Origin of the sequence: Jeongeupia sp. USM3 (assembly GCF_001808185.1) — a bacterium.
Lineage (GTDB): Bacteria > Pseudomonadota > Gammaproteobacteria > Burkholderiales > Chitinibacteraceae > Jeongeupia.
The window spans coordinates 3,360,104-3,385,774 of sequence record NZ_CP017668.1; the positions used below are offsets into that span (position 1 = coordinate 3,360,104).

Genomic DNA, 25,671 nt, shown 5'->3' on the forward strand with positions numbered 1-25,671 from the left:
AATCGCATGGCGTCGGGGCGGGGGTATGAGCTAGATGTGAAGAGTCAAGACGTTGTTTTTCGTTGCTGAGAGACGGGACATGGGCACGTGGCAGCCGATGCCGTGATGCGGACGGTGCCAGTTGTAATAATGATTCCAATACCTCAGGACTGCGCCGCGCTCATCCGAGTGTTGATAGGTTTGGCCGTAGGCCCATTCGCGCAGCGCGGACTGGATGAAGCGCTCGGCCTTGCCGTTGGTTTGCGGTCGGTAGGCGCGGGTGAACCTCTGCTTAATGCCCAGTTCAACGCAAACGCGGCCGAAGTCATGGGAGCGGAAGGCGGGCCCGTTATCGGTGATCAGGCGCTGGAGCGGTACGCCCAGCGTTTTGAAGTAGTCGTTGGCCGCACGCAGGAAGTCGATGGCGCTGGCGCGGCGCTCGTCGGGGTAGAGTCGGGTGAAGGCGATGCGACTATGGTCGTCGATCGCCACGAACAGATATTCCCAGCCGCTGTTTCGGCTGTTCTGGCGACGATCGCCGGTGATGCGATGGCCGACCTGCTCGAAGCGGGCGAGCTTCTTGATGTCAACGTGCAGCAGTTCGCCGGGCGTTTCGCGCTCGTAGCGCTGCACAGGCTCTGCGGGCTGCAGGTCGCTTAACCGCGATAGCCCTGCGTGTCGCAGCACGCGACTGACGGTTGCTTTGGACACGCCGATATAGCTTGCGATGCGAGCCTGCAGGAACAGCTTGCGACGCAATTCGATGATCGTCAGGGCAACGCTGGGCGCAATGGCACGTGGCGAGCGCTCGGGACGCGAGGATTTGTCGAGCAAGGCAGCCGCGCCGCCGACCAGATAGCGGCCCAGCCACTTGCGGGTGGTGACCGCGCTTACGCCATGGCGTGCCGCCGCCGCCGCGGTCGACAAACCATGCTCGGTGATGTCCTGAACCATTTCCAGGCGACGCAGATACGTCAGTCGGGCATTCTTATGTGTGTTCATCCGGTGTCTTGTTCTGTGACTGGGGGGTTGGCGATTTCCAGTCTCGCAGAACTTCTCCGGGTGAACACCCGAAACAACCTATTGAACCTTCACATCTAGACAGTACGCCCTGACGCCTCCTGCCTCATGGTTGCGGGGTAAGTTCAGCCTGCTGGATCGGGGGCCGTGATCGGCGTCAGCAGGCCCGAGATCGGCTTCTAAAATCCAAAAAATGGTCCAGTATCTGCGCGGCTTCCGGCCGAGGGCGACCTGTGAAAAATATTAGAAGTACGGCAGGCCAAACCGAGTAGAATCGCGCCCCTGAGTAGTAACAGCCCGTCTGAATGGGGTGCAAGGGGTCGCGAGTTCGAATCCCGCCATTCCGACCAGTAAAATCAAGGGGCTAGCTCAGGCTAGCCCCTTGTTCGTTTGTACGCCCGCCTGAGCGGGCGTTTTGCATTGGTGCGCCGGGCGGGCGCAGCGGTCGCGTTACGCGGCATACTCCGGGATGGCGGCCGGCTCTCCGCGGCCGTGCTTGCTTCCTGGGATGACGCAGATGAACGAGATGGTGATGCCCGCTGGCCTGATGGTGATTCACGGCAATCGGCCGGAGGCGCTGCGCGACCTGCTGGTCACGTGGATGCGGCGCTATCCGCTCGCACCGCTCGACAACGAGGTCATGCTGGTGCAGAGCAACGGCATTGCCCAGTGGCTGAAGCTGGCGCTGGCGCGCGATACCGGCGACGGCGGCTGCGGCATCGCCGCTGCGCTCGATCTGCAGCTGCCGTCGCGCTTTCTCTGGCAGGCCTACCGGGCGGTGCTCGGCGATCTGCCGCCGACGTCGCCGTTCGACAAGCCGCTGCTCGTCTGGCGGCTGATGCGGCTGCTGCCGGCCATGCTCGCCGAGCCCGCGTTCGTGCCGCTGGCGCGCTTTCTTGCGGGCGATGCCGATCTGCGCAAGCGCCACCAGTTGGCCGAGCGGCTGGCCGATCTGTTCGACCAGTACCAGGTTTACCGCGCCGACTGGCTGGCGGACTGGGCCGATGGCGACGATGTGCTGGCAACCAGCCGCCAGGGGCGGCAGCCCCTGCCCGAAACGCAGCGCTGGCAGCCGCGTCTGTGGCGGGCGCTGCTGGCCGACATCGGCGAGGCGCAACCGAGCCGGGCCGACATCCACCGGCGTTTTCTGGCGCAGGCCGAGACGACGACAGGCCGGCCTGCCGGCCTGCCGCAGCGGCTCCTGGTGTTCGGGATTTCATCGCTGCCGCAGCAGTCGCTCGAGGTGTTGTCGACGCTGTCGCGCTGGACCCAGGTGCTGATGTGCGTCCACAACCCGTGCGAGCACTACTGGGCGGACATCGTCGCCGACAAGGACCTGTTGCGCGCGACTCACGCACGCCAGGCGCGCAAGGCGGGCATGCCCGGGCAGATCGACGATGCGGCGCTGCATCTGCACGCCCACCCGCTGCTCGCCGCCTGGGGCAAGCAGGGGCGCGACTACATCGGCCTGCTCGACGTGCACGATGAACGCGAGCGTTACGAGCAGCGCTTTCTCGATATCCAGCAGCGCATCGACCTGTTCGAGCCCCACGGCGGCGACACCTTGCTCAGGCAGTTGCAGGACGACATCCGCGACCTGCGCCCGCTGGCGGAAAGCCGTGCGCGCTGGCCGGTGGTCGCCGCCAGCGATGCGTCGATCCGCTTCCATGTAGTGCACAGCCCGCAGCGCGAGGTCGAGGTGCTGCACGATCAGCTGCTTGCCGCACTCGCTGCCGATCCGACGCTGAATCCGCGCGACGTCATCGTCATGGTGCCGGACATCAACAGCTATGCGCCGCATATCCGCGCGGTGTTCGGCCTGCCCGGCCACGGCGATCCGCGCCATATCCCGTTCAGCCTCGCCGACGTCGGCCGGCGGCAGAACGACCCGCTGCTCGGTGCGCTCGAGCAGTTGCTGAACCTGCCGGAGTCGCGGATTGCCGTCGGCGACGTGCTCGACCTGCTCGACGTGCCGGCGGTGCGGCGGCGCTTCGGCATCGACGAGGACCAGTTGCCGCTGTTGCACCGCTGGATCGCCGACGCGAACATCCGCTGGGGCCTGCATGCCGAGCAGCGCGAAAAGCTCGAGCTGCCGCCGGGGCTGGCGCAGAACAGCTGGGACTTCGGGCTGCGGCGGATGCTGTTCGGTTACGCGGTCGGCGCCGGCGATGCCTGGGACGGCATCGAGCCGATGGACGAAATCGGCGGACTCGACGCCGCGCTGCTCGGCCCGCTGGTCCGCGTGGTCGAGCGGCTCGAAGCCGGCTGGCGCACCTTGCGCGAACCGGCGACGCCGAGCGAGTGGGGCGTACGGCTGCGGCAACTGCTCGACGACTTCTTCGACGCCGGGAGCGACGACGACGGCTTTACGCTGCTGACGCTCGACCAGGCGCTGCAGGACTGGCTGGCCGCATGCGCTGCCGCGAAGCTGGCCGATCCGCTGCCGCCGTCGGTCGTGCGCGAACACTGGCTGGCACAACTCGACCAGCCGGGGCTGAACCAGCCTTTTCTTGCCGGCGCGGTGACGTTCGCGACGCTGATGCCGATGCGCGCGATCCCGTTCCGCCACGTCTGCCTGCTCGGGATGAACGACGGCGACTACCCGCGCACGCGCGTGCCGATGGATTTCGACCTGATGGCCCGCGACTACCGGCCCGGCGACCGCTCGCGTCGCGAGGACGACCGCTACCTGTTCCTCGAGGCGCTGCTGTCGGCGCGCGATGCGCTGCACATCGGCTGGGTCGGCCGCAGCATCCACGACGACAGCGAACGGCCGCCGTCGGTGCTCGTCGCCCAGTTGCGCGACCACCTGGCCGCCGGCTGGCGCACGGAGGGCGGCGAGCTGCTCGACGCGCTGACCGTCGAGCACCGCTTGCAGCCGTTCGACCGCGCCTATTTCAGCGGCGAAGGCCGGCTGTTCAGCTATGCGTACGAGTGGCAGGGCGGCGTGGCGGATGACGACGCACACGCGGCGCTGCCGGCATGGAAGCCCGAGGCACCGCTGGCACCGTGGACGCCAGAGGCACCGCTGACACTGAAACAGCTGGCCGACTTCGTCAGGGCGCCGGTCGAGGCGTTTTTCCGCCAGCGCCTTGGCGTGTACTTCGAGCAGGCCGACCGCGCCGGCGAAGAGCACGAGCCGTTCGCGCTCGACGCGTTGCAGAACTGGCAGTTGCAGCACGAGCTGATCCAGGCGCAGCTTGTGGCGCTGCGCCGCGGCGAATCGCGCGAGGCGGCGCTGGCAAACCGGCTCGACCGGATCGCCCGGCGCGGCGAGCTGCCGGTTTTCGCCGACACCGAGCGGGCCAGGCTGGCCGAGCCGATGGACGGGCTGTTCGCACGCTACGCCGAAGCGTCGGCGGCGTGGCCCGACGAGGTTGCCGACGAAGAGATCGGCTTTGAGGCCGGGCGCGACCGGGGCACGCCGGCCGTTGCCGACTGGCTGACCGGCCTGCGGCGCAATACGGCGGGCGAGCGCGGCAGGGTACTGCTCGACAGCGGCAAGCTGATCAAGGAGCGGCATTACCGCCGCGACAAGCTGATCCCGTTCTGGATCGCGCATCTGGCCGGGCACCTGGAAGGCGAGATGACCAGCGTCATCGTCGCCAAGGACGCCACCGTCACGCTGCCGCCGCTGGCCCCGGACGAAGCCGCCGCGCACTGGCTGGCGCTGCTTGGCGCATGGAACGAAGGCATGACCCGGCCCTTGCCGCTGGCGGTGCAGACCGGCTTTGCCTGGCTCGGCCACGGCGGCAGCACCGGTACGGGCACCGACGGCGCTGCCGGCAAGGCCGCGCGCGAGTGCTACGAACTTCACGACCCCCGTTTCGGCCGCCACGCCGAACTGAACGACAGCCCCTACCTGATGCGCGCGTGGCCGGGCTTCGACGCGCTGTGGGCCGACGGTGAGTTCGCGCTGTGGGCGGACCGGCTGCTGCGGCCGCTGTCCGACGCGCTCGACGACGATGGAGACAAGGCATGAGCCCGACCGCGCTCGACGCGCTGACCTTTCCGCTGCACGGCAGCCGGCTGATCGAGGCCAGCGCCGGCACCGGCAAGACGTTCACGATCGCGGCGCTCTACGTGCGGCTGGTGCTCGGGCATGGCGGTGACGCGGCGTTCGGCCGTGCGCTGAACCCGCCCGACATCCTCGTCGTGACCTTTACCGACGCGGCGACCAAGGAGCTGCGCGACCGGATCCGCGCGCGGCTCGCCGAGGCCGCCGCGTACTTTCTCGGCGACGGCGACGGCGACGGTTTCCTGCGCGCGCTGCGCGACGATTATCCGCCGGACAGCTGGGCCGGCTGCGCGCGCAAGCTGCAGCTCGCGGCCGAATGGATGGACGAGGCGGCCGTGTCGACAATCCACGGCTGGTGTCACCGGATGCTGGCCGAGCATGCGTTCGACAGCGGCAACCTGTTCACGCAGACGCTCGAAACCGACCAGAGCGAGCTGCTTGCCGAAGTCGTGCGCGACTACTGGCGGACGTGGTACTACCCGCTCTCGCTGCCCGAGGCGGCGACCGTGCAGGGCTTCTGGCGCACGCCCGATGCGCTGCAGCAGGATCTGGCCAACGTGCTCGAACACGTCGCCGCGATCGGCGACGGCGCACCGCCACAGGTGGCGATTGCGCTGCCCGCGGAGCGGCTAGCCGAGATCAAGGCACCGTGGGCGGCATGGGTCGACGAGCTGCAGGCGTTTTTCGACGATGCTTACGCCGCCAAAAAAATCAATGGCCAGAAATGCCGGCAGGCTACGTGCAACAAAGGGCTGAACTTGTTGCGAGAATGGCGGGATACGGCGGCTCTGATTTTTCCGGTAGACGAAAAAAAGAGCGAAGGCCAATGGCGCCGGCTTGCTCCGTCTCGTCTGGCCGAGGTGTGGAAAGCAGGGGAGCCGCCTGCACATCCTGCCTTGGAGGCGATCGAACAATTGATCGCATTGCGCGACCGGCTGGTCGCATCGCGCGCCGAGCTGCTGCGCCACGCTGCGCACTGGGTCGCCGGCCGTTTCGCGGATGCGCAGCGCAAGCGCGCGCAGATGGGTTTCAACGACCTGCTGACCCGGCTCGATGCAGCGCTCGCCGGCCCCAACGGCACGCGGCTGGCCGAGCTGATCCGCAGCCAGTTTCCGGTCGCGCTGATCGACGAGTTCCAGGACACCGACCCGCTGCAGTACCGGATATTCGACACGATCTACCGCGTTGCCGACACCGACCCGTCGCGCGCGCTGGTGCTGATCGGCGACCCGAAGCAGGCGATCTACGCGTTCCGCGGCGCCGACATCCATACCTATCTGCGCGCCCGCCGTGCGACCGGCGGCCGGCACTACACGCTGGCGACCAACTACCGCTCGACGCGGGCGATGGTGGCCGCCGTCAACCGCGTCTTCGGCGCGGCCGAGCCGTACGAAGCCGGTGCCTTCCTGTTCCGCGACACGCTGCCGTTCACCGAGGTCGCCGCCAAGGGGCGCGACGATGCCTTCGTCGTCGACGGCGAAGACGTCGCCGCGCTGACGTGCTGGTTCGCCGAGCACGAGTCGCGCGGCGACTATACGCAGGCGATGGCGGCGACGTGCGCAAGCGAAATCGTCCGGCTGCTGGCTCTGGCGCAGGCGGGGCGCGCCGGTTTCGATCCGGCGGATGCGGCGGAGACGGCGCGCCGGCCGCTGAGGGCCGGCGATATCGCCGTGCTCGTCAACACCGGCAAGGAGGCACAGGCGCTGCGGCAGGCGCTGGCGGCGCGGCGTGTGCGCAGCGTTTATCTCTCCGACAAGGAGTCGGTGTTCCAGAGCCCGCAGGCCGACGAGCTGCAGCGCTGGCTCGCCGCGTGCGCCGAACCCGAGAACGACAGGCTGCTGCGCGCGGCGCTGGCGACGCCGTCGCTGGCGCTGTCGTGGGCCGACCTCGACGCGCTGGGCCAGAACGAGGCGCTGTGGGAGGCGCGCGTGCTGCAGTTCCGCGACTACCGGCAGTGCTGGCGCCGTCAGGGCGTGCTGCCGATGCTGCGCCGGCTGCTGCACGATTTCGGCGTGCCGCGGCGGCTTGCCGGCAACGAGCGCGCGCTGACCGACCTGCTCCATCTGGCCGAGCTGCTGCAACAGGCGAGCGTCCAGCTCGATGGCGAGCACGCGCTGATCCGCCATATGGCCGAACAGCGTGCCGACGAGCAGGGCGGTGGCGACGCGCGCAAGCTGCGGCTCGATAGCGATGCCGATCTGGTCAAGGTCGTCACCGTCCACAAGTCCAAGGGGCTCGAATATCCGCTGGTCTTCCTGCCGTTTGCCGGCGCCTTCCGCGTGACCAAGTCCGACGACCTGCCGCTGAAGTGGCACGACGCGCAAGGCGAGCTGCAACTGGCGCTGAGTGCCGATGCCGGCGCCGCGGCGCTGGCCGACCGCGAACGGCTCGGCGAGGACTTGCGCAAGTTCTACGTTGCGCTGACGCGCGCGCGCTATGCAACCTGGATCGGGCTGGCGCCGCTCAAGGACTTCGAGAAGAGTGCGCCCGGTTATCTGCTCGCCGGCGGCGAGCCGGTGGCCGACCTGCAGGCGGCGCTGCTGGCGCTCAAGGGCGACCGCGCCGAGATCGGCGTCGTGCCGGCGCCGCCGGCGAGCGCGGCGGTCTATGTCGACGACGCCGCCGGGCGTGCGCCCGCTCCCCGACGCCGCCCCGACCCGGCGCCGCGTGCGCCGTGGTGGATCGCCAGCTATTCGGGGCTGACGAGCGAGCGCGCCGCAGCGGCCGACTCGGCGGCCGAGGACGTCTACGCGCAGGGCCGCGAGTCGGCGCCGGACGATGCCGAGCCCATTCCGGCAGCCCAAACCCCGACGGGCGAGCTGCACGCGTTTCCGCGCGGCCCGGGGCCGGGCAGCTTCCTGCACGGCCTGCTCGAATGGGCGGGGCGGCACGGCTTCAAGTCGGCGGCGTCCGGCGCGGACGAGTGCCGTGACGAACGCCGCGACCTGATCGCGCGGCGCAGCACCGTGCGCGGCTGGGACCGCTGGATCGATCCGCTGGCCGAGTGGCTGCCACGGCTGCTGACCACGCGTTTCGCCCCACCGGATGCCGCACCGTTCACGCTGGCTGCGCTCGGCCGCTACCGGCAGGAAATGGAGTTCTGGTTCCCGGTGAGCGATGCCGACTGCGGCCGGCTCGATGCGCTGGTCCGCGCGCACACGCTCGCCGCCGCACCACGGCCGGCGCTGCTGCCCAAAAAACTCAACGGCATGCTCAAGGGCTATATCGACCTCGTGTTCGAGCACGACGGGCGCTATTACGTCGCCGATTACAAATCCAACTGGCTCGGCCCCGACGACGGCGCTTATACGCCGGCGGCGATGCGCGATGCCGTGCTCGCGCACCGCTACGAGCTGCAGTACGTGCTCTACCTGTTCGCGCTGCACCGGCTGCTCAAGGCGCGGCTGCCCGATTACGACTACGACCGCCACGTCGGCGGCGCGCTCTACCTGTTCCTGCGCGGGACGTCGGCGCCGACGCAGGGGCTGCACTTCGAGCGGCCGTCCCGCGCGCTGATCGACGAACTCGAGCTGCTGTTCGCCGCAAAGGAGGGCGTATGACGATGAACGACATGCTGGCGCTGCTCGCCGCCTGGGCCGAACGCGGCTGGCTGCGCGCGCTCGACCACGCCTTTGCCGCCTTCCTCGCCGGCGAGGCGCCCGACGCCGACCCGCTGGCCATCCTCGCCGCGGCGCTCGCCAGCCACCAGCTCGGTCGCGGCCACGTCTGCCTCGACCTGGAGGCGACACTGGCCGACAGCAGCTTCGTGCTGTCCTTGCCGCCCGACGGCGACGAGAGCGACGCGCTGCTGCCGGCCGCGGTGCTCGCCGGCGTCGACCTGCCGCGCTGGCGGCAGGCGCTGCAGCACCCGGCGCTGGTCGCCGCCGGCGACGGCAACACGCCGCTGGTGCTGGCCGGGCCGCGGCTCTACCTGCGCCGCTACTGGCGCTACGAGTGCGATGTCCGCGATGCGATCACGGCGCGGCTGGCCGATGGCGAACGGCTCCGGGCCACGCTGCCGCCGTCGCGCGCCGCGCTCGACGTGCTGTTCCCCAAGACCGGGGACCGCAGCGACTGGCAGAAGCTCGCGTGCGCGCTGGCGGCCGGCAACGCATTCAGCATCATCACCGGCGGCCCCGGCACCGGCAAGACGACGACGGTCGTCAAGCTCCTGGCGCTGCTGCAGCATCTGGCGCTCGGACACGGCGGTGCCTTGCGCATCCGGCTTGCCGCACCGACCGGCAAGGCAGCGGCGCGGCTGAACGAGTCGATCGCCGGCGCGGTGCAGAAGCTGGCGCTGGCCGGCCTGCCCGATGGCGAGCGCGTCCGCGCGGCGATCCCGACCGAGGTGACGACGCTGCACCGGCTCCTGCGGCCGATGCCGGACAGCCGGCGCTTCCGCCACCACGCCGGCAACCCGCTGGCGCTCGACGTGCTGGTGATCGACGAAGCGTCGATGATCGATCTGGAAATGATGGCCAGCGTGCTCGCAGCGCTGCCGCCAGCGGCGCGGCTGATCCTGCTCGGCGACAAGGACCAGCTCGCCTCGGTCGAGGCCGGCGCGGTGCTCGGCGAGCTGTGCCGGCACGCGCGCGAGGGCCGCTACACGCCGGCAACGCGCGACTGGCTGTTTGCGGCAACCGGCGAGGACATCGACCCGCAACTGCTCGATCTGGTCGGCGGCGATCTGGACCAGGCGGTGGCGATGCTCAGGCACAGCCACCGCTTCAGCGCCGATAGCGGCATCGGCCAGTTGGCCGAAGCGGTGAACGATGGCGACATCAAGACGGTGCGGCGAGTCTGGGAGCAAGGCCATGCCGACCTGGCGCGCTTGCCGGCGAACACCGCGCTGCGCCCCCTGGTGGTCGATGGCGCGGCCGACGGTGCGCTGGCCCGCTTCGCCGGCGACGACAAACCGGTCGGCTACCGGCATTACCTCGAACTGCTGAGGCGCGAGCAGCCGCCGGCCACCGCCGGGCAGGACGTGTTCGACGACTGGGCGCGCGCGGTGCTGAAGGCGCACGGCCAGTTCCAGATTCTGTGCGCGCTGCGGCGCGGGCCGTGGGGCGTCGAGGGGCTGAACCGGCGCATCGCGGCGCTGCTGCACGAGGATGGGCTGCTGCCGGCGCATCAGGGCTGGTATCTCGGCCGGCCGGTGCTGGTGACCAGTAACGACTACGGGCTGAAGCTGATGAACGGCGACGTCGGCATCACGCTGGCGCTGCCGCATGACGGCGGCTGGCAGCTCCGGGTCGCGTTTCCGTCCGGCGACGGCGGCATCCGCTGGGTGTTGCCGAGCCGGCTGCAGGCGGTCGAGACCGTGTTCGCGATGACGGTGCACAAGTCGCAGGGGTCGGAGTTCACCCATGCGGCGCTGCTGCTGCCCGACCGGCTGAACCCGGTGCTGACGCGCGAACTCGTCTACACCGGCATCACCCGCGCGCGCCGCTGGTTCAGCCTCGTGGGCGACCGCAAGGTGTTCGACGCGGCGATCGCGCGGCGGGTCCAGCGCGCCAGCGGCCTGCTCGACGGCTAGCCGGAGGGAGCGGGGCGGCCGGCGGGACGCTGGCCGCTGGCGGTGCTACACTGCGCACCTTTCTGAATACGGGGCCAAGTCATTGTGAATAAAGCACCTTTTTCGGGTTTGGCCCTGTCCGACGCCTTCCTTGCCAACCTGGACAGCCTCGGCTACCAGCACATGACGCCGATCCAGGCGCAGGCGCTGCCGGTGGTCCTCGACGGCCATGACCTGATCGCCCAGGCCAAGACCGGCAGCGGCAAGACCGCGGCGTTCGGCATCGGCATTCTCAATGCGCTGAACCCGCGCTTTTTCGGCATCCAGGCGCTGGTGCTGTGCCCGACGCGCGAACTGGCCGATCAGGTCGCCAAGGAGCTGCGCCGGCTGGCGCGGCACGTCGACAACGTCAAGATCATCACGCTGTGCGGCGGCACGCCGATGGGGCCGCAGATCGGCTCGCTCGAACACGGCGCGCACATCGTCGTCGGTACGCCGGGGCGGATTCGCGATCACCTCGGCCGCGGCACGGTCGACCTGTCGACGATCAGCACGCTGGTGCTCGACGAGGCCGACCGGATGGTCGACATGGGCTTCTACGAGGACATTATGGGCATCGCCAGCGCCTGCCCGAAAAAGCGCCAGACCTTGCTGTTCTCGGCGACGTACCCGGACACCATCCGCAAGGACTGCGCGCGGCTCTTGAAGCTGCCGGTCGAGATCAAGGTCGAGTCGCTGCACGACGCCAGCAAAATCGAGCAGCGCTTCTACGAGGTCGAGCACGAGGATCGCAACGCCGCGGTGGCGATGCTGCTCGATCATTACCGGCCCAAGTCGGCGCTGGCGTTCTGCAATACCAAGATCCACTGTCGCGAGCTGGTCGATGAACTGCGAGAGCGCGGTTTCTCGGCGCTGGCGCTGTATGGCGATCTGGAGCAGCGCGATCGCGACGAAATCCTGCTGCAGTTCGCCAATGGCAGCACCACTGTGCTGGTCGCGACCGACGTCGCGGCACGCGGGCTGGACATCACCACGCTCGATTACGTGATCAACGTCGACGTCTCGCGCGATACCGAAATCCACATCCACCGGATCGGCCGCACCGCGCGCGGCAAGGAGCGCGGTCTGGCGCTGAGTCTGGCGTCGCCGCAAGAGAAGAAGTGGGTCAAGCTGATCGAGGACTACCAGGGCGGCCCGGTGCGCTGGTACGGCGTCGAGACGCTTGAGCCGACGAGCGCTGCGCCGCTGCTGCCGCAGATGGTGACGCTGTGCATCGCCGGCGGCAAAAAGGACAAGCTGCGCCCCGGTGACCTGCTCGGCGCGCTGACCGGCGATGCCGGCATCAACGGCGAATGCGTCGGCAAGATCAATGTGTTCGATCACCTGACCTATGTGGCACTCGACCGGCGCATCGCCGACAAGGCCTTCCAGCGCCTGTCGCGCGGCAACATCAAGGGCCGTACCTTCAAGATGCGCTTTATCGAGGGCTGATTCCGTCAGGGCTCACGCCAGCGCACGCTGGCACAGCACCACCGCGGCGGCGGCAAGGCAGATCGCGACCAGTGCCACGAAGAGGTGATCGCAGGCGATCAGCGTCGCCTGCCGGTCGATCTGCAGCGACAGCGTGGCCAGCACCTCCGGCGTGCGCGGCAGATCCGGCGTCAGCGCCTGCATGTCGAACGCATTGATCCGGCCGACGAGGTCGTTGCGCGCGATGGCGCGGTCGGTCTGCAGCCACTGGCTGGTCATGCCGGTGCCCAGCGCAGTGGCGACCTCGCGCATGATGTTCTTCAACTGGTAAGCGTGGACGAAATCCTCCGGCTCGAAATCCAGATACGTCATCGACGCTACCTGCACCATGATCAGCGCCGTGGTCAGGCTCTGCAGCATCATCGCCGGCATCAGCGCGGCGATCGACGCACCCGGCATTGCGCCGCTTGCCAGCAGCGTGGCGGCCGACGCAAAGACCAGAAAGCCGACGGTGATCACCCGGCGCTTGCCGAAGACCCGTTTGAAGTTGAGCGTATGCACGATCACGCCCGCAAGGCCGACCAGTCCGGCCAGGCTCAGCACCATCCCGGTGGTCTGGAAATTGAAGCCCAGCCCGGCTTGCAGGAACTGCGGCACGAGGTAGTTCCAGCCGCCCGAAATCAGGTAGTACAGCGAGTAAAAGCCCAGCCCGACCAGATAGCGGCGGCTGACGAGCCGGCGGACATCCAGCCACGGGTCCGGGTGCTTGTGCAGCCAGTGGAAGGCGAAGACCAGCAGCCCGGCACCGCCGGCCAGCGCCAGCGTTTCGCCGCCGGACAGGCCGATCCGTGCCAGCCGGAAGTCCTCGATGCCGTGCAGCAGCAATAGCGCGCCGCAGCCGAACGCCAGCGCGGCCGGCCAGCCCAGCGTGCCCATCTGCGCCGTCGTCGGCGCTTTGCGGCGGCGCGGAAACACCGTCAGCACCATCGCGAACAGCGGCAACGCCACCAGCGCCTGCAGCAGAAAAATCGCCCGCCAGCCGAGATTCAGCGCCAGCTCGGCCGACACCCACGGCGCCAGCGCGGTCAGGGTGAAGCTGCCGAGGCCGAAGCCGACGAAGATCGGCAGCCGCTCGTGCGGTTCGCTGACGAGCTGGGCGGTAATGCGCGCGGCGGCGAACAGCCCGCCGCCGCCGAGTCCCTGCACGGCGCGCGCCAGCACCAGCTCGCCGATGTCGTTCGATGCCGCGCACAGCAGCGCGCCGGCGCAGAACACCAGTAGCGACAGCAGGATGTAGCGACGGAAGGTGATGCGTGTGCCGACGCGGCCGAGCACGAGGTTGGCGACGACCGCCGCGGCCGCGTAGGCGGTGATCGCCCACAGGTATTCCTCGGGCGCGGCGTGCACACCACCCTGGATGTGGGCGCCGGCGATGCCGATCATCGACGAGGCGACGAAATCGACGCCGGTGACGCAGCCGGCGGTCAGGCCGAACAGGTAGACCCGGGTACGGCCGAGTTCGGGGTGGCGGGAAAGTAGCGGGGTGGTATGCATGGTGCATTCAGGCTACGCCGCCACCGGGGCTGGAAAAACCGCCCGGAATGGATTTATTGTTCATCCATGCGAACAAAAGACTGGAACGACTGGTACTGCTTTGCCACGGTAGCGCAACTGGCCAGCTTTACCCGTGCGGCCGAGCGGCTCGAACTGCCGAAATCGTCGGTCAGCGTGGCCGTGAGCAGGCTGGAAAAGCGCGCCGGCGTGCGGCTGCTCGAACGCAGCACGCGCCGCCTGCGGCTGACCGCGGAGGGCGAACAGCTGCTGATGGCGATTGCGCCGCTGTTCACCCGGCTGGACGATATCGCCGACCACCTGCACGCCGGCGACGACCGGCTGCGCGGCGTGCTGCGCATCGCCGCGCCGTACGAGTTCGGCACCCAGCAACTGGCCGACGTGATCTGCGACGTGCTCGCCAGCCATCCCGAACTCGACATCCACGTCGACGTCAGCGCACGCCGCATCGACCCGATCGCGGACGGCTACGACATCGTTTTCGTCGTCACCGCCGACGCCTTGCCCGACTCGAGCCAGGTGGCGCGGCAGGTGTTCAGCGTCGAGCGCGGACTGTACGCGTCGCCGGCGCTGCTCGCCGCCCGGTCGCCGCTCGATCATCCGGCCGGCCTGGCGCAGTGGCCGCTGGTCGCGTCGCCGAACGAAACGCACTGGCAGTTCCGCGATGCGCAGGGAACGCCGTATGCACTGCCGCTGGCGCCGCGCTTGCGCACGCAGAACGCCGCGTTGCGGCTGCGCGCCGCAATCGAAGGGCTGGGCGTGGCGATGGTCGCGACCTCGTTCTGCGAGCAGGAAGTCAGGCGTGGCGAGCTGGTCCGGCTGTTGCCGGCGTGGCCGACCGAACCGCTGGTCGTCTACGCGCTGCTACCGGCCCGGCGGCTGATGCCGGCGCGCACGCGGCATTTTCTCGACCGGCTGGCGGCGTTTCTGCACCTAGGCCGCTGACCCCGTCCGCGGCCGGTCTGGAGCGGGGCGCGCATGGTAGAATTGTCAGCAATTCCTATTCCAATCTGCGCTTCTGGGGTCTCTCATGTCCGGCAATTCGCTCGGTTTGTTGTTCACCGTCACCTCGTTCGGCGAATCGCACGGGCCGGGCATCGGCTGCATCGTCGACGGTTGCCCGCCGGGGCTGGCATTGTCGCTCGACGACATCCAGCTCGAGCTGGACCGTCGCAAGCCGGGCACCAGCCGCCACGTCACCCAGCGCAAGGAACCGGACACGGTCGAGATCCTCTCGGGCGTGTTCGAAGGCAAGACCACCGGCACGCCGATTGCGCTGCTGATCCGCAACCAGGACCAGCGCAGCCAGGACTACGGCAAGATCGTCGAGACCTTCCGCCCCGGCCACGCCGACTACACCTACTGGCACAAGTACGGCATTCGCGACTACCGCGGCGGTGGCCGCAGCTCGGCGCGCGAAACCGCCGTGCGCGTTGCCGCCGGCGCAATCGCCAAGAAGTGGCTGTCGGAGAAGTTCGGCATCGTCATCCGCGGCTACATGAGCCAGCTCGGCGAGATCGAGATTCCGTTCGAGAGCTGGGACCAGGTCGGCGACAACGCCTTCTTCGCGCCGAACAACGCCATCGTCCCGCAGCTCGAGGACTACATGGACCTCGTCCGTAGCGAGCGCGATTCGGTCGGCGCGAAGATCACCGTCGTCGCCGAGAACGTGCCGGTCGGCTGGGGCGAGCCGGTGTACGACCGTCTCGATGCCGACATTGCCTACAACATGATGAACATCAACGCGGTGAAGGGGGTCGAGATCGGCGCCGGTTTCGCCAGCGTCGCCCAGCGCGGCTCGGTGCACTGCGACGAGCTGACGCCGCAGGGCTTTGCGACCAACCACGCCGGCGGCGTGCTCGGCGGCATTTCCAGCGGCCAGGATATCGTCGTCAATCTCGCGGTCAAACCGACATCGAGCATCGCGCAGGAACGCCGTTCGATCGACAAGCAGGGCAACCCGGTGATGATGGCGACGACCGGCCGCCACGACCCGTGCGTCGGCATCCGTGCGACGCCGATCGCCGAGGCGATGCTGGCGCTGACGCTGATCGACCACGCGCTGCGCCACCGCGCCCAGTGCGGCGACGTCGTCGTCGACACGCCGCGGATTCCGGGCAAGATCGCCTGATCGGAGGTTCATGATGCGTGCGCTTGTCTTTCTGGCCATGCTGGCGCTGCTCGCCGGCTGCGCCACGACGCCGCCGACGTTCAACGCCGAAGTCAGCGTGCGCCACCAGATGGCATCCGAAGTCGCCGGCAAGCGCTTCGCGTTCAAGCGCGACGCCAGCCAGGCGCAAAGCCTGCTGCAGCGCGATGTCGAGCACGATGTCGCCGTCGCGCTCGAGGGCTACGGGCTGGTGCAGGAAAGCAGTCCGGCCCGGGCCGACTGGCTGGTCGAGCTTGCCTATGGCGTCGACGACGGCAAGACGGTGACCTACAACCAGCCGGTCTGGGGTACGACCTATTACACCTACTACCGGCGCGTCTACAGCGGCAACAGCTACGTCATCGTGCCGTACTACTATCCGAGCACCGAGGTCGTCGGCAGCCAGCCTGTGTCCGAAACCGTCTACACGCGCTACCTCGCCGTCGACATCTACGACCGCAAGGCGCTGGCGCGCAACGAGTTCGCCAAGCTGTACGAGGGTGAAGCGAAGAACCGCAGCGGCAGCGGCAAGTTCGACAACGCGCTGCCCTACCTGACCCGCTCGCTGTTCCAGACCTTCCCCGGCACGGCCGGTACGCGCACGGTACGCTTGCCGCTGCCGCCGCAACCTTGATAAAGACAGCATGACGCCCGATCAGTACTGCGAAGACAAGGCCGCCAAGAGCGGTTCGAGCTTCTACTACAGCTTCCGCTTCCTGCCGCTCGACAAGCGTCGCGCGATCACCGCGCTGTATGCCTTCTGCCGCGAGGTCGACGACGTGGTCGACGAGACCCACGACGAAGGCGTCGCGCGCACCACGCTGAACTGGTGGCGCGGCGAGATCGACCAGCTCTACGCCGGCAATCCGCAGCACCCGGTGACGCGCGCGCTGCTGCCGGTGCTCAAGACCTTCAACCTGAGCCGCGAGCATTTCCTCGAGATCATCGACGGCATGGAAATGGACCTCGACCAGGCGCGCTACGCCAGCTTCAAGGACCTGCAGCTCTACTGCTACCGCGTCGCGTCGGTCGTCGGGCTGATGGCCGCCGAGATCTTCGGCTACACCGACCGCAAGACGCTCAAGTACGCGCACGACCTCGGCATCGCCTTCCAGCTGACCAACATCATCCGCGACGTCGGCGAAGACGCGCGCCGCGGCCGGCTCTACCTGCCGGTCGACGAGCTGCAGCGCTACAACGTGCCGGCGGCTGACGTGTTCAACTTCCGCCAGACCGCCGAGTTCAAGTCGCTGATGGCCTTCCAGATCGACCGTGCCGAACAGTACTACCGGCAGGCGTTCGAGCTGCTGCCCGAGATGGATCGCAAGGCGCAGCGCCCGGGCCTCCTGATGGCGGCGATCTACCGCGCAACGCTAGCCGAAATCCGCCGCGACGGCGCCGACAAGGTGCTCAACCAGCGCTTGAGCCTGACGCCGATCCGCAAGCTGTGGCTGGCGTGGAAGACGTGGTGGTTCGGTTGAGCCTGATCGGCGCGGCTGTGTAGCGCGAGAGGACGCCCAGTGATTCCAACCCTTCCGCTGCGCTCTACATTCCCTCCCCCTGCCAGGGGGAGGGCCAGGGAGGGGGTAGGCCGGTGACCCTGCATCGAATCCCTCCCGATCAAACCGCTTTCGCCCGCAAGCTTCGCGCCGAAGCGACCGACGCCGAACGGCGGCTCTGGACCGGCTTGCGCGGCCGGCAGCTCGGCGGCTTCCGGTTCCGCCGCCAGCATCCGCTCGGCCCCTATATTGTCGACTTTGTCTGTCTTGATGCGGGGCTGATCGTCGAGCTCGACGGCGGCCAGCACGCCTCGCAGGCGCAGTCCGACGAAAATCGAACTCACGCCTTGAACCGGCTCGGATTCCGCGTCCTCCGCTACTGGAACGATCAGGTTTTGCGCGAAACCGGGGCGGTCTTGGCGGATATTCTGGCTCGCCTGTCGGAGCTACCCCCACCCCAACCCTCCCCCTGTGAGGGGGAGGGAGAGTGAGTCCGCTCGGAGGGCAGGGATTCCTGCTCCTGCACGGGGCGTGCATAAGCAGTCGCGGCGGATGCGGGAGGCGCTCCTCTTCAATGAGGGGCATGAGTCCGCTCAGTAATCAATCACTGACGATTCACGTTCCCTCCCCCTTGCAGGGGGAGGGGCAGGGAGGGGGTAAGCTGTTGGATTGGTCTTTGACGGAGCAGCAGACATGAGCCAGATCGCCATCCTCGGCGGCGGCTACGCCGGTATGGCCGCTGCGGTCGGGCTGGCCGACGCCGGCATGCGGGTGACGGTGTTCGAGGCCGGGCCGGTGCTCGGCGGCCGGGCGCGGCGAATCAGCGTCGACGGCCGCGAGATCGACAACGGCCAGCACCTGCTGATCGGCGCGTATTCCGAGTTGCTGGCACTGATGCGGCGCGTCGGCGTCGATCCGGACGCGGCCTTCCTGCGCACGCCGCTCGATCTGGCTGTCGTCCCCGGTTTCCGGCTGCGCGCACCGCGCCTGCCGGCGCCGCTGCATCTGGCCGCTGGGCTGATCGGTGCCAAGGGCTTGCGCTGGCGCGAGCGCTGGGCGCTGATCCGGGCGGTGCGTGCGGCCGAGGGCGCACGCTGGCGGCTGGATGCCGATCTGCCGGTCGCCGCCTGGCTGGACGCACAGCGGCAGCCCGCGCGGCTGGTCGAAGCGTTCTGGCGGCCGCTGACCGTGGCGGCACTGAATACGCCGCTGGAGTCCGCGTCGGCACAGGTGCTGTTCAACGTGCTGCGCGACAGCCTGGGCGGATCGCGGCCGGCGTCCGACCTGCTGTTCCCGAAGCTCGATTTCTCAGCGCTGTTTCCCGATGCCGCCGCCGCTTACGTTGCGGCGCGGGGCGGCGAGGTGCGCCTGAGCACGTCGGTGCGGCAACTGGCGCGTGCCGGCGATGGCTGGCGCGTCAATGACGAAGCCTTCGACGGCGTGGTCTGCGCCTTGCCGCCGCACCGTGCCGGCATGGCGCTGGACGGCATCGATGCCGCGCTGGTCGCGCGACTGAACGCGTGGGACTACCAGCCCATCGTCACGGTCTATCTGCAGTACCCGGCGTCGGTGGCGCTGCCGCAGCCGATGGTCGGCATTGCCGCCGGGATCGGCCAGTGGATCTTCGACCGCGGCCAGACGCACGACCAGCCAGGGCTGATCGCCGTGGTGCTGTCGGCGCGCGGTGCGCACTCGGCGTGGACGCAGGCGCAACTGGCCGCCGAGGTGGTAACGGAACTCGATACGCACTTCGGCTGGGGCGAACCCGGCTGGCGGCGGGTGATCGCCGAAAAGCGCGCCACCTTTGCCGCGACGCCGGGTCTTTGGCGGCCGGACAATGCAACCGCCGAGCCGACCCTGTGGCTGGCCGGCGACTACACCGCCGGCGATTATCCGGCGACGCTCGAAGGTGCAATCCGCAGCGGCCGGGCGGCAAGCCGTGGGATAATCGCGGCATTCTCAGCAGGAACAACGATATGAGCGAGTGGAAAGACTATCAGGTGCCCGCCGACGCTTTTGCCGGTCGGGTCATTCTCGTCACCGGTGCCGGCCAGGGTGTCGGCGCAGCCGCGGCGCGTGCGCTGGCGCGGCAGGGCGCGACGGTGATCCTGCTCGGGCGCAGCGAGAAGAAGCTGACCCGCGTCTACGACGACATCGTCGCCGCCGGCGGCCCGGAGCCGGCCGCGGTGCCGATGGACCTCGCCAAGATCGGCGAATCCGAGATCGCCCAGCTCGGCGTGCTGATCAACAAGGAGTTCGGCCGGCTCGACGGCATCCTGCACGCCGCCAACGGCTTCACCTTCCTCTCGCCCTTGTCGAACCAGAAGCTCGACGAATGGGTCGAGCAGTTCCGCGTCAACGTCGCCGCACCGTTCGCGATCACCCGCGGGCTGATGCCGCTGCTGACGCAGGCGCCCGATGCGGCGGTACTGGTGATCGGCGAGGAGCACGCGCTCGATGCCAAGGCCTACTGGGGCGGCTTCAGCGTGTCGAAGATCGGCCAGCAGAACTGGGTCAGGATCGCCGCCGACGAGTGGGAGGCATATCCGCAACTGCGGATCAACTGGCTGATTCCGGGCGCGATCCACTCGCCGTTCCGCACCAAGTCGCATCCGGGCGAGTCGCCGGAAACGCTGACCAGCATCGAAGCCCTTGTTCCGTCACTGCTTTATTGGCTTGGCCCGGCCAGTCTCGGCCAGAGCGGAAAGACGCTGCTGTTCAAAAGTTGAGCACATTTATTGTCAATATTCACTATGAACTTATTGCGAAAATGAGACACTTACTACGTGTGACTCGGGCGCAAGCCCGGAGCGGACCGGTTTGAGCGAAGCCGGTTTGCTTGAGCGTCTCATCTCTCCCTGTAGCAAGTTCCACCCCGCCGCGTGCGGGGTGTTTTTTTGCCTGCAAGCGGCGTGCGCCATGCTAGCCTCGGGTTCACAGGAGGATGGGCATGAACAAGGATGCATTGCTGAACATGCTGGCGAGCGGACGCGACAACGCCATGCTGCGGCTGTCGCTCGGTACGCTGTATCTGAACGACGGCGAACCGGCGAGTGCCGTCGAGCATCTGCGCAAGGCCATCGAGATCGATCCGGCGTATTCGGCCGCGTACAAACTGCTCGGCAAGGCGCTGCTGCAGCACGGCCGGACCGACGACGCCGAAGCCGCGTGGCGCGACGGGCTGGCGGTGGCCGAGCGCCGCGGCGACATGCAGACCGTGCGCGAGATCACCGTCTTCCTCAAGCGCATCGACAAGGCACGCTCCGGCTGAGCCGCACCGGCAGGCCATTTTGCCGCGATGCAGAACAGCGTTGCCGGTACAATCGGGCATGCATTTCATTCCCCGTTTTCCGTCATGACGCTTGCCGAGCTTTTTGCCGACAACGGCCCGCTGGCCGAGGCTTTTCCCGGCTACAAACTGCGGCCGCAGCAGCTGCAGATGGCCGAGGCCGTCGAGGCGACGCTGAACGAGCGCGGCCAACTGATCGCCGAGGCCGGTACCGGTACCGGCAAGACCTTTGCCTACCTCGTCCCGGCGCTGCTGTCCGGCGGCAAGGTCATCGTCTCGACCGGGACCAAGACGCTGCAGGACCAGCTGTTCGCGCGCGACATTCCGACGGTGCGCGACATCCTCAAGGTGCCGGTGACGATCGCACTGCTCAAGGGGCGCGGCAACTACGTCTGCCACCACCACCTCGAGCAGGCGCGCCACAACGGCCGCTTCCGCTCGCGGGAAGACATCGTCGACCTGCAGAAGATCGAGCAGTACGCCCGGCTGACCCAGTCCGGCGACAAGGCCGGCTGTACCGGCGTTGCCGAGGATGCGGCGATCTGGTCGCAGGTGACGAGCACGCGCGACAACTGCCTCGGCCAGGACTGTCCGCAGCACAAGGACTGCTTCGTGCTCAAGGCGCGCAAGGACGCGCAGGAGGCCGACGTCGTCGTCGTCAACCACCACCTGTTCTTTGCCGATGTCTGGCTGCGCGATGAAGGCGCCGGCGAGCTGCTGCCGGCGTGCAATGCGGTGATCTTCGACGAGGCGCACCAGCTGCCCGACGTCGCCAGCCTGTTCTTCGGCCAGACGATCGCCTCGGGCCAACTGGTCGAACTGGCGCGCGACGCCCGCGCCGAAGCACTGGTCATCGCCAAGGACTACGTGCACCTGCCGCAGGCGAGCGAGGCGCTGGAAAAGGTCGTCCGCGATTTCCGCCTTGCGTTCAGGCCCGAGCCGGCCAAGCATCCGCAGCACGAGCTCGCCGACAAGTACCCGAAGTACGCCGACGCGCTCGATGCGCTGATGCTCAGGCTGACCGAGCTGGCCGCCGAGCTGGAAAAGCAGGCCGAGCGTGGCGAGACGCTCGCCAAGTGTTTCGAGCGCGCCAAGGCGCTGCGCGAGACGCTGGCGCTGTGGTGCGAGCCGGACGACAAGGACGCGGTGCACTGGATCGACATCACGCCGAACGGCTTCCTGCTGCACGCAACGCCGCTGAACATTGCCGAACTGTTCCGCAAGCAGCTCTACGCCGGCCAGAAGGCGTGGGTGTTCGCGTCGGCGACGCTGGCGGTCAACAACAGCTTCAAGCATTTCCAGCACGAGCTGGGCCTGTGGGACGCGCGCTGCGAAACCTGGGACAGCCCGTTCGACTACAAGCAGCAGGCCGCGCTTTACGTGCCGCGCGACATGCCGCAAGCCAACTCGCCCGAGTTCACCGCCAAGGTGGTCGAGCGCGCCTGGCCGCTGCTGCAGCTGACGCAAGGCCACGCCTTCCTGCTGTTTACCTCGCTGCGGGCCATGCGCGAGGCGCATGAACTGGTCACGCAACGGCTCAAGGACGCCGGACTCGACTGGCCGGTGCTGCTGCAGGGGCAGGGCAGCCGGACCGAACTTCTGGACAAGTTCCGTGCCTCGCCGAACGCCATCCTCGTCGCCAGCCAGACGTTCTGGGAAGGCATCGACGTGCGCGGCGAGCAGCTCTCGCTGGTGGTGATCGACAAGCTGCCGTTCTCGCCGCCCGACGACCCGGTGCTGTCGGCGCGGGTCGAGCAACTGGCCAAGGAAGGCCGCAACGCCTTCATCGACTACCAGCTGCCGCATGCGGCGATCACGCTCAAGCAGGGTGCCGGCCGGCTGATCCGCGACGAAACCGACACCGGCATCCTGATGATTGCCGACAACCGGCTGGTCGACAAACCGTACGGCAAGGTGCTGTGGAAGAGCCTGCCGCCGATGTTCCGCACCCGCGAACTCGATACCGTCCAACGCTTCTTCGAGGCAAAGCGCCGCCGTGAAACGCCGTAAACCGCAGGGCGGCTTCCTCCGCCGGATCAAACAGCTGCTGGTCCTGATCGTGCTGCTGGCGCTGGCCGCCGCTGGCGGCCTGTTCTGGTACGCGGTGACGCCGCAGTCGCAGGCCGTGCCGCTGACGTTCAACGTCGGCCCCGGCAGTGTCACCCGGATCGCCGACCAGCTCGAAAGGCAGGGGGCGACCGATTCGGCGCTGCTGTTCCGCGTGCTGGCGCAGCTGTCGGGCAAGGAGACGCGCCTCAAGGCCGGCGTCTACCGCATCGACGCGCCGGCGAGCCCGTGGCAGCTGATCGACAAGCTGGCGCGCGGCGACGTGATCGAGGTCGCGTTCACCATCGTCGAGGGCTGGAGCTGGCGCGACCTGAAAAAGGCGCTGATCGCCGAAAACCGGCTGGGCAACGATCTGGCGGCACTCGACGACGCGGCGCTGCTCAAGGCGCTGAACATCGACGCCAGCACGCCGGAAGGGCAGTTCTTTCCCGATACCTACCACGTGAATCCGGGCAGCGCCGAGCTGGCCCTGCTCGAGCGTGCGCACGCGCGGATGAAGGCCAAGCTCGGTGCCGCCTGGGCGCAGCGCGCACCCGATCTGCCGCTGAAATCGCCGGGCGATGTGCTGGTGCTGGCATCGCTGGTCGAAAAGGAAACCGGCCAGGACAGCGACCGGCCGATGGTCGCCGGCGTCTTCGTCAACCGGCTCAAGCTGGGCATGCGGCTGCAGACCGACCCGACGGTGATCTACGGCATGGGCGAGGCCTACGCGGGCAAGCTGCGCAAGGTCGACTTGCAGACCGATACGCCGTACAACACCTACACCCGCGCCGGCCTGCCGCCGACACCGATCGCGATGCCCGGCGAGGCGGCGCTGATCGCCGCGGTACGCCCGGCGGCAACGCAGGCGCTGTACTTCGTCTCGCGCGGCGACGGCAGCTCGCAGTTCTCCAGCAGCCTCGAGGAACACAACAGCGCGGTGAACCGCTACATCCGCGGCCGCTGAGCGTCGCCGGCCCGCTCGCCGAGCCGGCCGAGCGCGTCGGCAAAGGCGTCGACCGCCGCCCAGTCGGTGTATTCGACCACGGCGGCCGGATCGGTCGGGCCGCCGCTCATCGCCATGATCAGCCGGATCATCAAGCGGTCGAACCAGCGGTAGCGCGGGTAGTCGAGCCGGCCGGCAAAGGCCGTCGCCAGCGCCGGCTGCAGGGCATGCCTGGCCAGCCAGCGGCGCAGATAGGCATTCCCCTCGGCGCCGTGCCTGCCCGGCTTGCGTGCACTGAGGTTGACCGAGGCGATCGCCAGCGGCTTGCGCTTCAGCATTGCGGCCTCGCGTTGCAGGAAATGCTCGGCCTCGGGCAGGTGCCGGCCGTACCGTACCGCGGCGATTACGACGACGGCACCGGCACCGGCCAGCTCGGCCGCGGCGGGCTGGCGCCGGCTCAGGTCGCAGCACTGCACCACGCCCCCGATGCGCCGTGCGGCAATGCGCCCGGCGATCTTCGCCGCCTGGCCATCGCGGCTGGCATAACAGATCAGCAGTGTCTCCATGCCCGCAAGCGTACACGGCCAGCCACGCCCGCGCCTTGCGTCCGGTCATGCCGGACGATTGGTAGTCTCAGGGAAAGTCACTACACAAAAATGCTTGATGCAAATGTTGCGCTGCGTAAAATCAAACTACGGTTTCGCCCTGGCAGATGGACTGCCCGCACCGGAATACGGAGCGCTGGCTAGGCCGAGAATGAGCGTCCCCGGGTAGAGCAACGGGGATGATGGGCGCCATATTCAAGGCGCTGACTGGGCTGCCAGACCATGGTGGCAACGGATCGCGGCGACCTACCCACAACCGCCGACGATCGCAACTCGTTCGACCCCCGGGCGGGGGAAGCAAGGCTTGCCCTGCCTGCCGATGAGGTGGTTATTGCACTGCGGCGTAGTGCCCGCAATGCGATTACAAGGAGGTCGTCATGAATGGACAGGAGAACAGGGCGGATGTGCGCGGGGGGGGCGGCCATGAAGTGGTCCGCTGCCGCGATTGCGGCATCACCCATCAGCGTGTCAACGCCCTCGGCGTATGCACGGCCTGCATGACCATGCGGGCACTCGATTATGCGGCCAGACGCCACAGCGCCAACGTGGCGTGCCGCAACTGAACATCGGTCCGGCCCCGGCCGGGACGTTGTAGCACGGCAATCATCACGGCAACTTAGACCGCGCCCGCAAGGCGCGGTTTTTTTTGCCCAGACCGGGCGAAAAAAACGGGCCTTGCGGCCCGTTGATTGGATCGTGGCGATCAGTGGATGCCGCCGCTTTCCTTGTAGCGCCCTTCAAGCCAGCTCACCCCGGCGGCCATGATCAGCGTCAGGATCAGGTAGAGGAACGAGATCGCCAGATACGGTTCCCAGTAGCGCGAGTACGCGCCGGCAACGGTCCGCGCCGCGTAGGCGAGTTCGGCGAGGCCGATCGCCGACACGAGCGAGCTGTCCTTGAGCAGCATGATCGCCTCGTTGCCCAGCGGCGGCAGCATCCGGCGGAACGCCTGCGGAATGATGACGAAGCGCATCGTCTGCCAGTAGTTCATGCCGAGCGAACGGCTGGCCTCGAACTGGCCCTTGGCGATCGACTGGATGCCGGCGCGGAAGATCTCGGTGATGTAGGCGCCCGAGTTCAGCGTCAGCGCAACCAGACCGGACATGAACGCGCCATGCTCCTGCCGCAGCTCGGCCGCGAGGTCGCCGCTGAGCAGCAGGCCGTCGACCGGATGGACCAGCAGTGGCATCACCGCGAAGTGGATCAGCAGGATCTGCACGAACAGCGGCGTGCCGCGGAAGAAGGTCACGTAGGCGTTGGCCGGCCAGCGCACCAGGCAGCGGACGACGTACTTCCACGGACCATGTTTGACCTCAGCGAGCCGGGCCATGCCCATGAACAGGCCGATCAGGGTGCCGAGCACCACGGCGATCAGCGTGATGCCGAGGGTCATCTTGATACCGTCGATGAACAGCGCACGGTATTCCCAGATCATCTGCAGCTGGAAGTGCTGCATCAGCGGCACGCTTTGCTGGACTTGCGTCCAGAATTGGTCAAAGTTCATGTTGTTCAGTGTGGTTCAGCATAAAAGAAGCGCAGCTGCGGGCTGCGCTTCGTGCCGGG

Annotated in this window: 19 protein-coding genes; 15 read left to right on the forward strand and 4 right to left on the reverse strand. The window is 68.0% G+C overall.

Going from position 1 to position 25,671, the window contains the following annotated elements; all coding sequences use genetic code 11:
- Positions 1-30 precede the first annotated feature (30 nt).
- The gene (locus BJP62_RS15910) at positions 31-981 is read right to left on the reverse strand and encodes an IS481 family transposase (RefSeq protein ID WP_070529791.1); all 951 of its coding nucleotides are present in this window, start codon (positions 979-981) and stop codon (positions 31-33) included.
- A gap of 535 nt (positions 982-1,516) precedes the next feature.
- Between BJP62_RS15910 and recC the strand changes: the two genes are divergently transcribed.
- From recC to dbpA, 4 genes are all read left to right on the forward strand, one after another.
- Positions 1,517-4,981 carry an exodeoxyribonuclease V subunit gamma gene (recC, locus tag BJP62_RS15915; RefSeq protein WP_145927233.1) on the forward strand — a complete coding sequence of 1,155 codons (3,465 nt, stop codon included), beginning with the start codon at positions 1,517-1,519 and terminating at the stop codon, positions 4,979-4,981.
- On the forward strand, positions 4,978-8,577 hold the full coding sequence (recB, locus tag BJP62_RS15920; protein ID WP_070531192.1) for an exodeoxyribonuclease V subunit beta: 3,600 nt from the start codon (positions 4,978-4,980) through the stop codon (positions 8,575-8,577). Before recC ends, recB begins: the two co-directional genes overlap by 4 nt.
- A complete protein-coding gene (gene recD / locus BJP62_RS15925) occupies positions 8,574-10,553 on the forward strand; it encodes an exodeoxyribonuclease V subunit alpha (protein ID WP_070531194.1) in 1,980 nt (659 codons plus the stop codon). The genes recB and recD overlap by 4 nt, the downstream gene beginning before the upstream one ends.
- Positions 10,554-10,637: 84 nt before the next feature.
- Entirely contained in the window at positions 10,638-12,023 is a 1,386-nt protein-coding gene (dbpA, locus tag BJP62_RS15930; protein WP_070531195.1) for an ATP-dependent RNA helicase DbpA, read from the forward strand.
- Between the two features lie 12 nt (positions 12,024-12,035).
- Here dbpA and BJP62_RS15935 read toward each other — a convergent pair whose 3' ends face one another.
- Positions 12,036-13,556 (reverse strand): MFS transporter, encoded by a 1,521-nt coding sequence (locus tag BJP62_RS15935; RefSeq protein WP_070531197.1) that lies wholly within the window; start codon positions 13,554-13,556, stop codon positions 12,036-12,038.
- A 66-nt stretch (positions 13,557-13,622) separates the two neighbouring features.
- Here BJP62_RS15935 and BJP62_RS15940 point away from each other — a divergent pair, with 66 nt between their 5' ends.
- The 10 genes from BJP62_RS15940 (at position 13,623) to mltG (ending at position 23,524) form a co-directional block, all read left to right on the forward strand.
- Complete coding sequence (locus BJP62_RS15940) at positions 13,623-14,519, forward strand: LysR family transcriptional regulator (RefSeq protein WP_070531199.1); 897 nt, start codon at positions 13,623-13,625, stop codon at positions 14,517-14,519.
- Positions 14,520-14,604: 85 nt separating this feature from the next.
- Positions 14,605-15,705: a chorismate synthase gene (gene aroC / locus BJP62_RS15945; RefSeq protein ID WP_070531201.1), complete on the forward strand. Its 1,101-nt coding sequence runs from the start codon at positions 14,605-14,607 to the stop codon at positions 15,703-15,705.
- A 13-nt stretch (positions 15,706-15,718) separates the two neighbouring features.
- Positions 15,719-16,357: a DUF4136 domain-containing protein gene (locus tag BJP62_RS15950; RefSeq protein WP_070531203.1), complete on the forward strand. Its 639-nt coding sequence runs from the start codon at positions 15,719-15,721 to the stop codon at positions 16,355-16,357.
- Between the two features lie 10 nt (positions 16,358-16,367).
- A complete protein-coding gene (gene hpnD, locus BJP62_RS15955; RefSeq protein ID WP_070531205.1) occupies positions 16,368-17,204 on the forward strand; it encodes a presqualene diphosphate synthase HpnD in 837 nt (278 codons plus the stop codon).
- A 113-nt stretch (positions 17,205-17,317) separates the two neighbouring features.
- A complete protein-coding gene (locus BJP62_RS15960) occupies positions 17,318-17,713 on the forward strand; it encodes an endonuclease domain-containing protein (protein ID WP_205700916.1) in 396 nt (131 codons plus the stop codon).
- 202 nt (positions 17,714-17,915) lie between these two features.
- A complete protein-coding gene (gene hpnE, locus BJP62_RS15965) occupies positions 17,916-19,202 on the forward strand; it encodes a hydroxysqualene dehydroxylase HpnE (protein WP_070531207.1) in 1,287 nt (428 codons plus the stop codon).
- Positions 19,199-19,951, forward strand: coding sequence for an SDR family NAD(P)-dependent oxidoreductase (locus BJP62_RS15970; protein ID WP_070531209.1), 753 nt, complete (start codon positions 19,199-19,201; stop codon positions 19,949-19,951). The genes hpnE and BJP62_RS15970 overlap by 4 nt, the downstream gene beginning before the upstream one ends.
- Before the next feature lie 221 nt (positions 19,952-20,172).
- Entirely contained in the window at positions 20,173-20,493 is a 321-nt protein-coding gene (locus tag BJP62_RS15975; RefSeq protein ID WP_070531212.1) for a tetratricopeptide repeat protein, read from the forward strand.
- 84 nt (positions 20,494-20,577) lie between these two features.
- On the forward strand, positions 20,578-22,521 hold the full coding sequence (locus BJP62_RS15980; protein ID WP_070531216.1) for an ATP-dependent DNA helicase: 1,944 nt from the start codon (positions 20,578-20,580) through the stop codon (positions 22,519-22,521).
- Positions 22,508-23,524 (forward strand): endolytic transglycosylase MltG, encoded by a 1,017-nt coding sequence (mltG, locus tag BJP62_RS15985; RefSeq protein WP_236943618.1) that lies wholly within the window; start codon positions 22,508-22,510, stop codon positions 23,522-23,524. The genes BJP62_RS15980 and mltG overlap by 14 nt, the downstream gene beginning before the upstream one ends.
- Here mltG and hemG read toward each other — a convergent pair.
- Positions 23,506-24,069, reverse strand: coding sequence for a menaquinone-dependent protoporphyrinogen IX dehydrogenase (hemG, locus tag BJP62_RS15990; protein WP_070531220.1), 564 nt, complete (start codon positions 24,067-24,069; stop codon positions 23,506-23,508). The genes mltG and hemG overlap by 19 nt on opposite strands.
- A gap of 416 nt (positions 24,070-24,485) precedes the next feature.
- On the opposite strand from hemG, the gene BJP62_RS15995 reads away from it, so the two are divergent.
- The gene (locus tag BJP62_RS15995) at positions 24,486-24,671 is read left to right on the forward strand and encodes a hypothetical protein (protein WP_070531223.1); all 186 of its coding nucleotides are present in this window, start codon (positions 24,486-24,488) and stop codon (positions 24,669-24,671) included.
- 140 nt (positions 24,672-24,811) lie between these two features.
- Here BJP62_RS15995 and BJP62_RS16000 read toward each other — a convergent pair whose 3' ends face one another.
- On the reverse strand, positions 24,812-25,612 hold the full coding sequence (locus BJP62_RS16000; RefSeq protein WP_205700918.1) for an amino acid ABC transporter permease: 801 nt from the start codon (positions 25,610-25,612) through the stop codon (positions 24,812-24,814).
- Between the last annotated feature and the right edge of the window lie 59 nt (positions 25,613-25,671).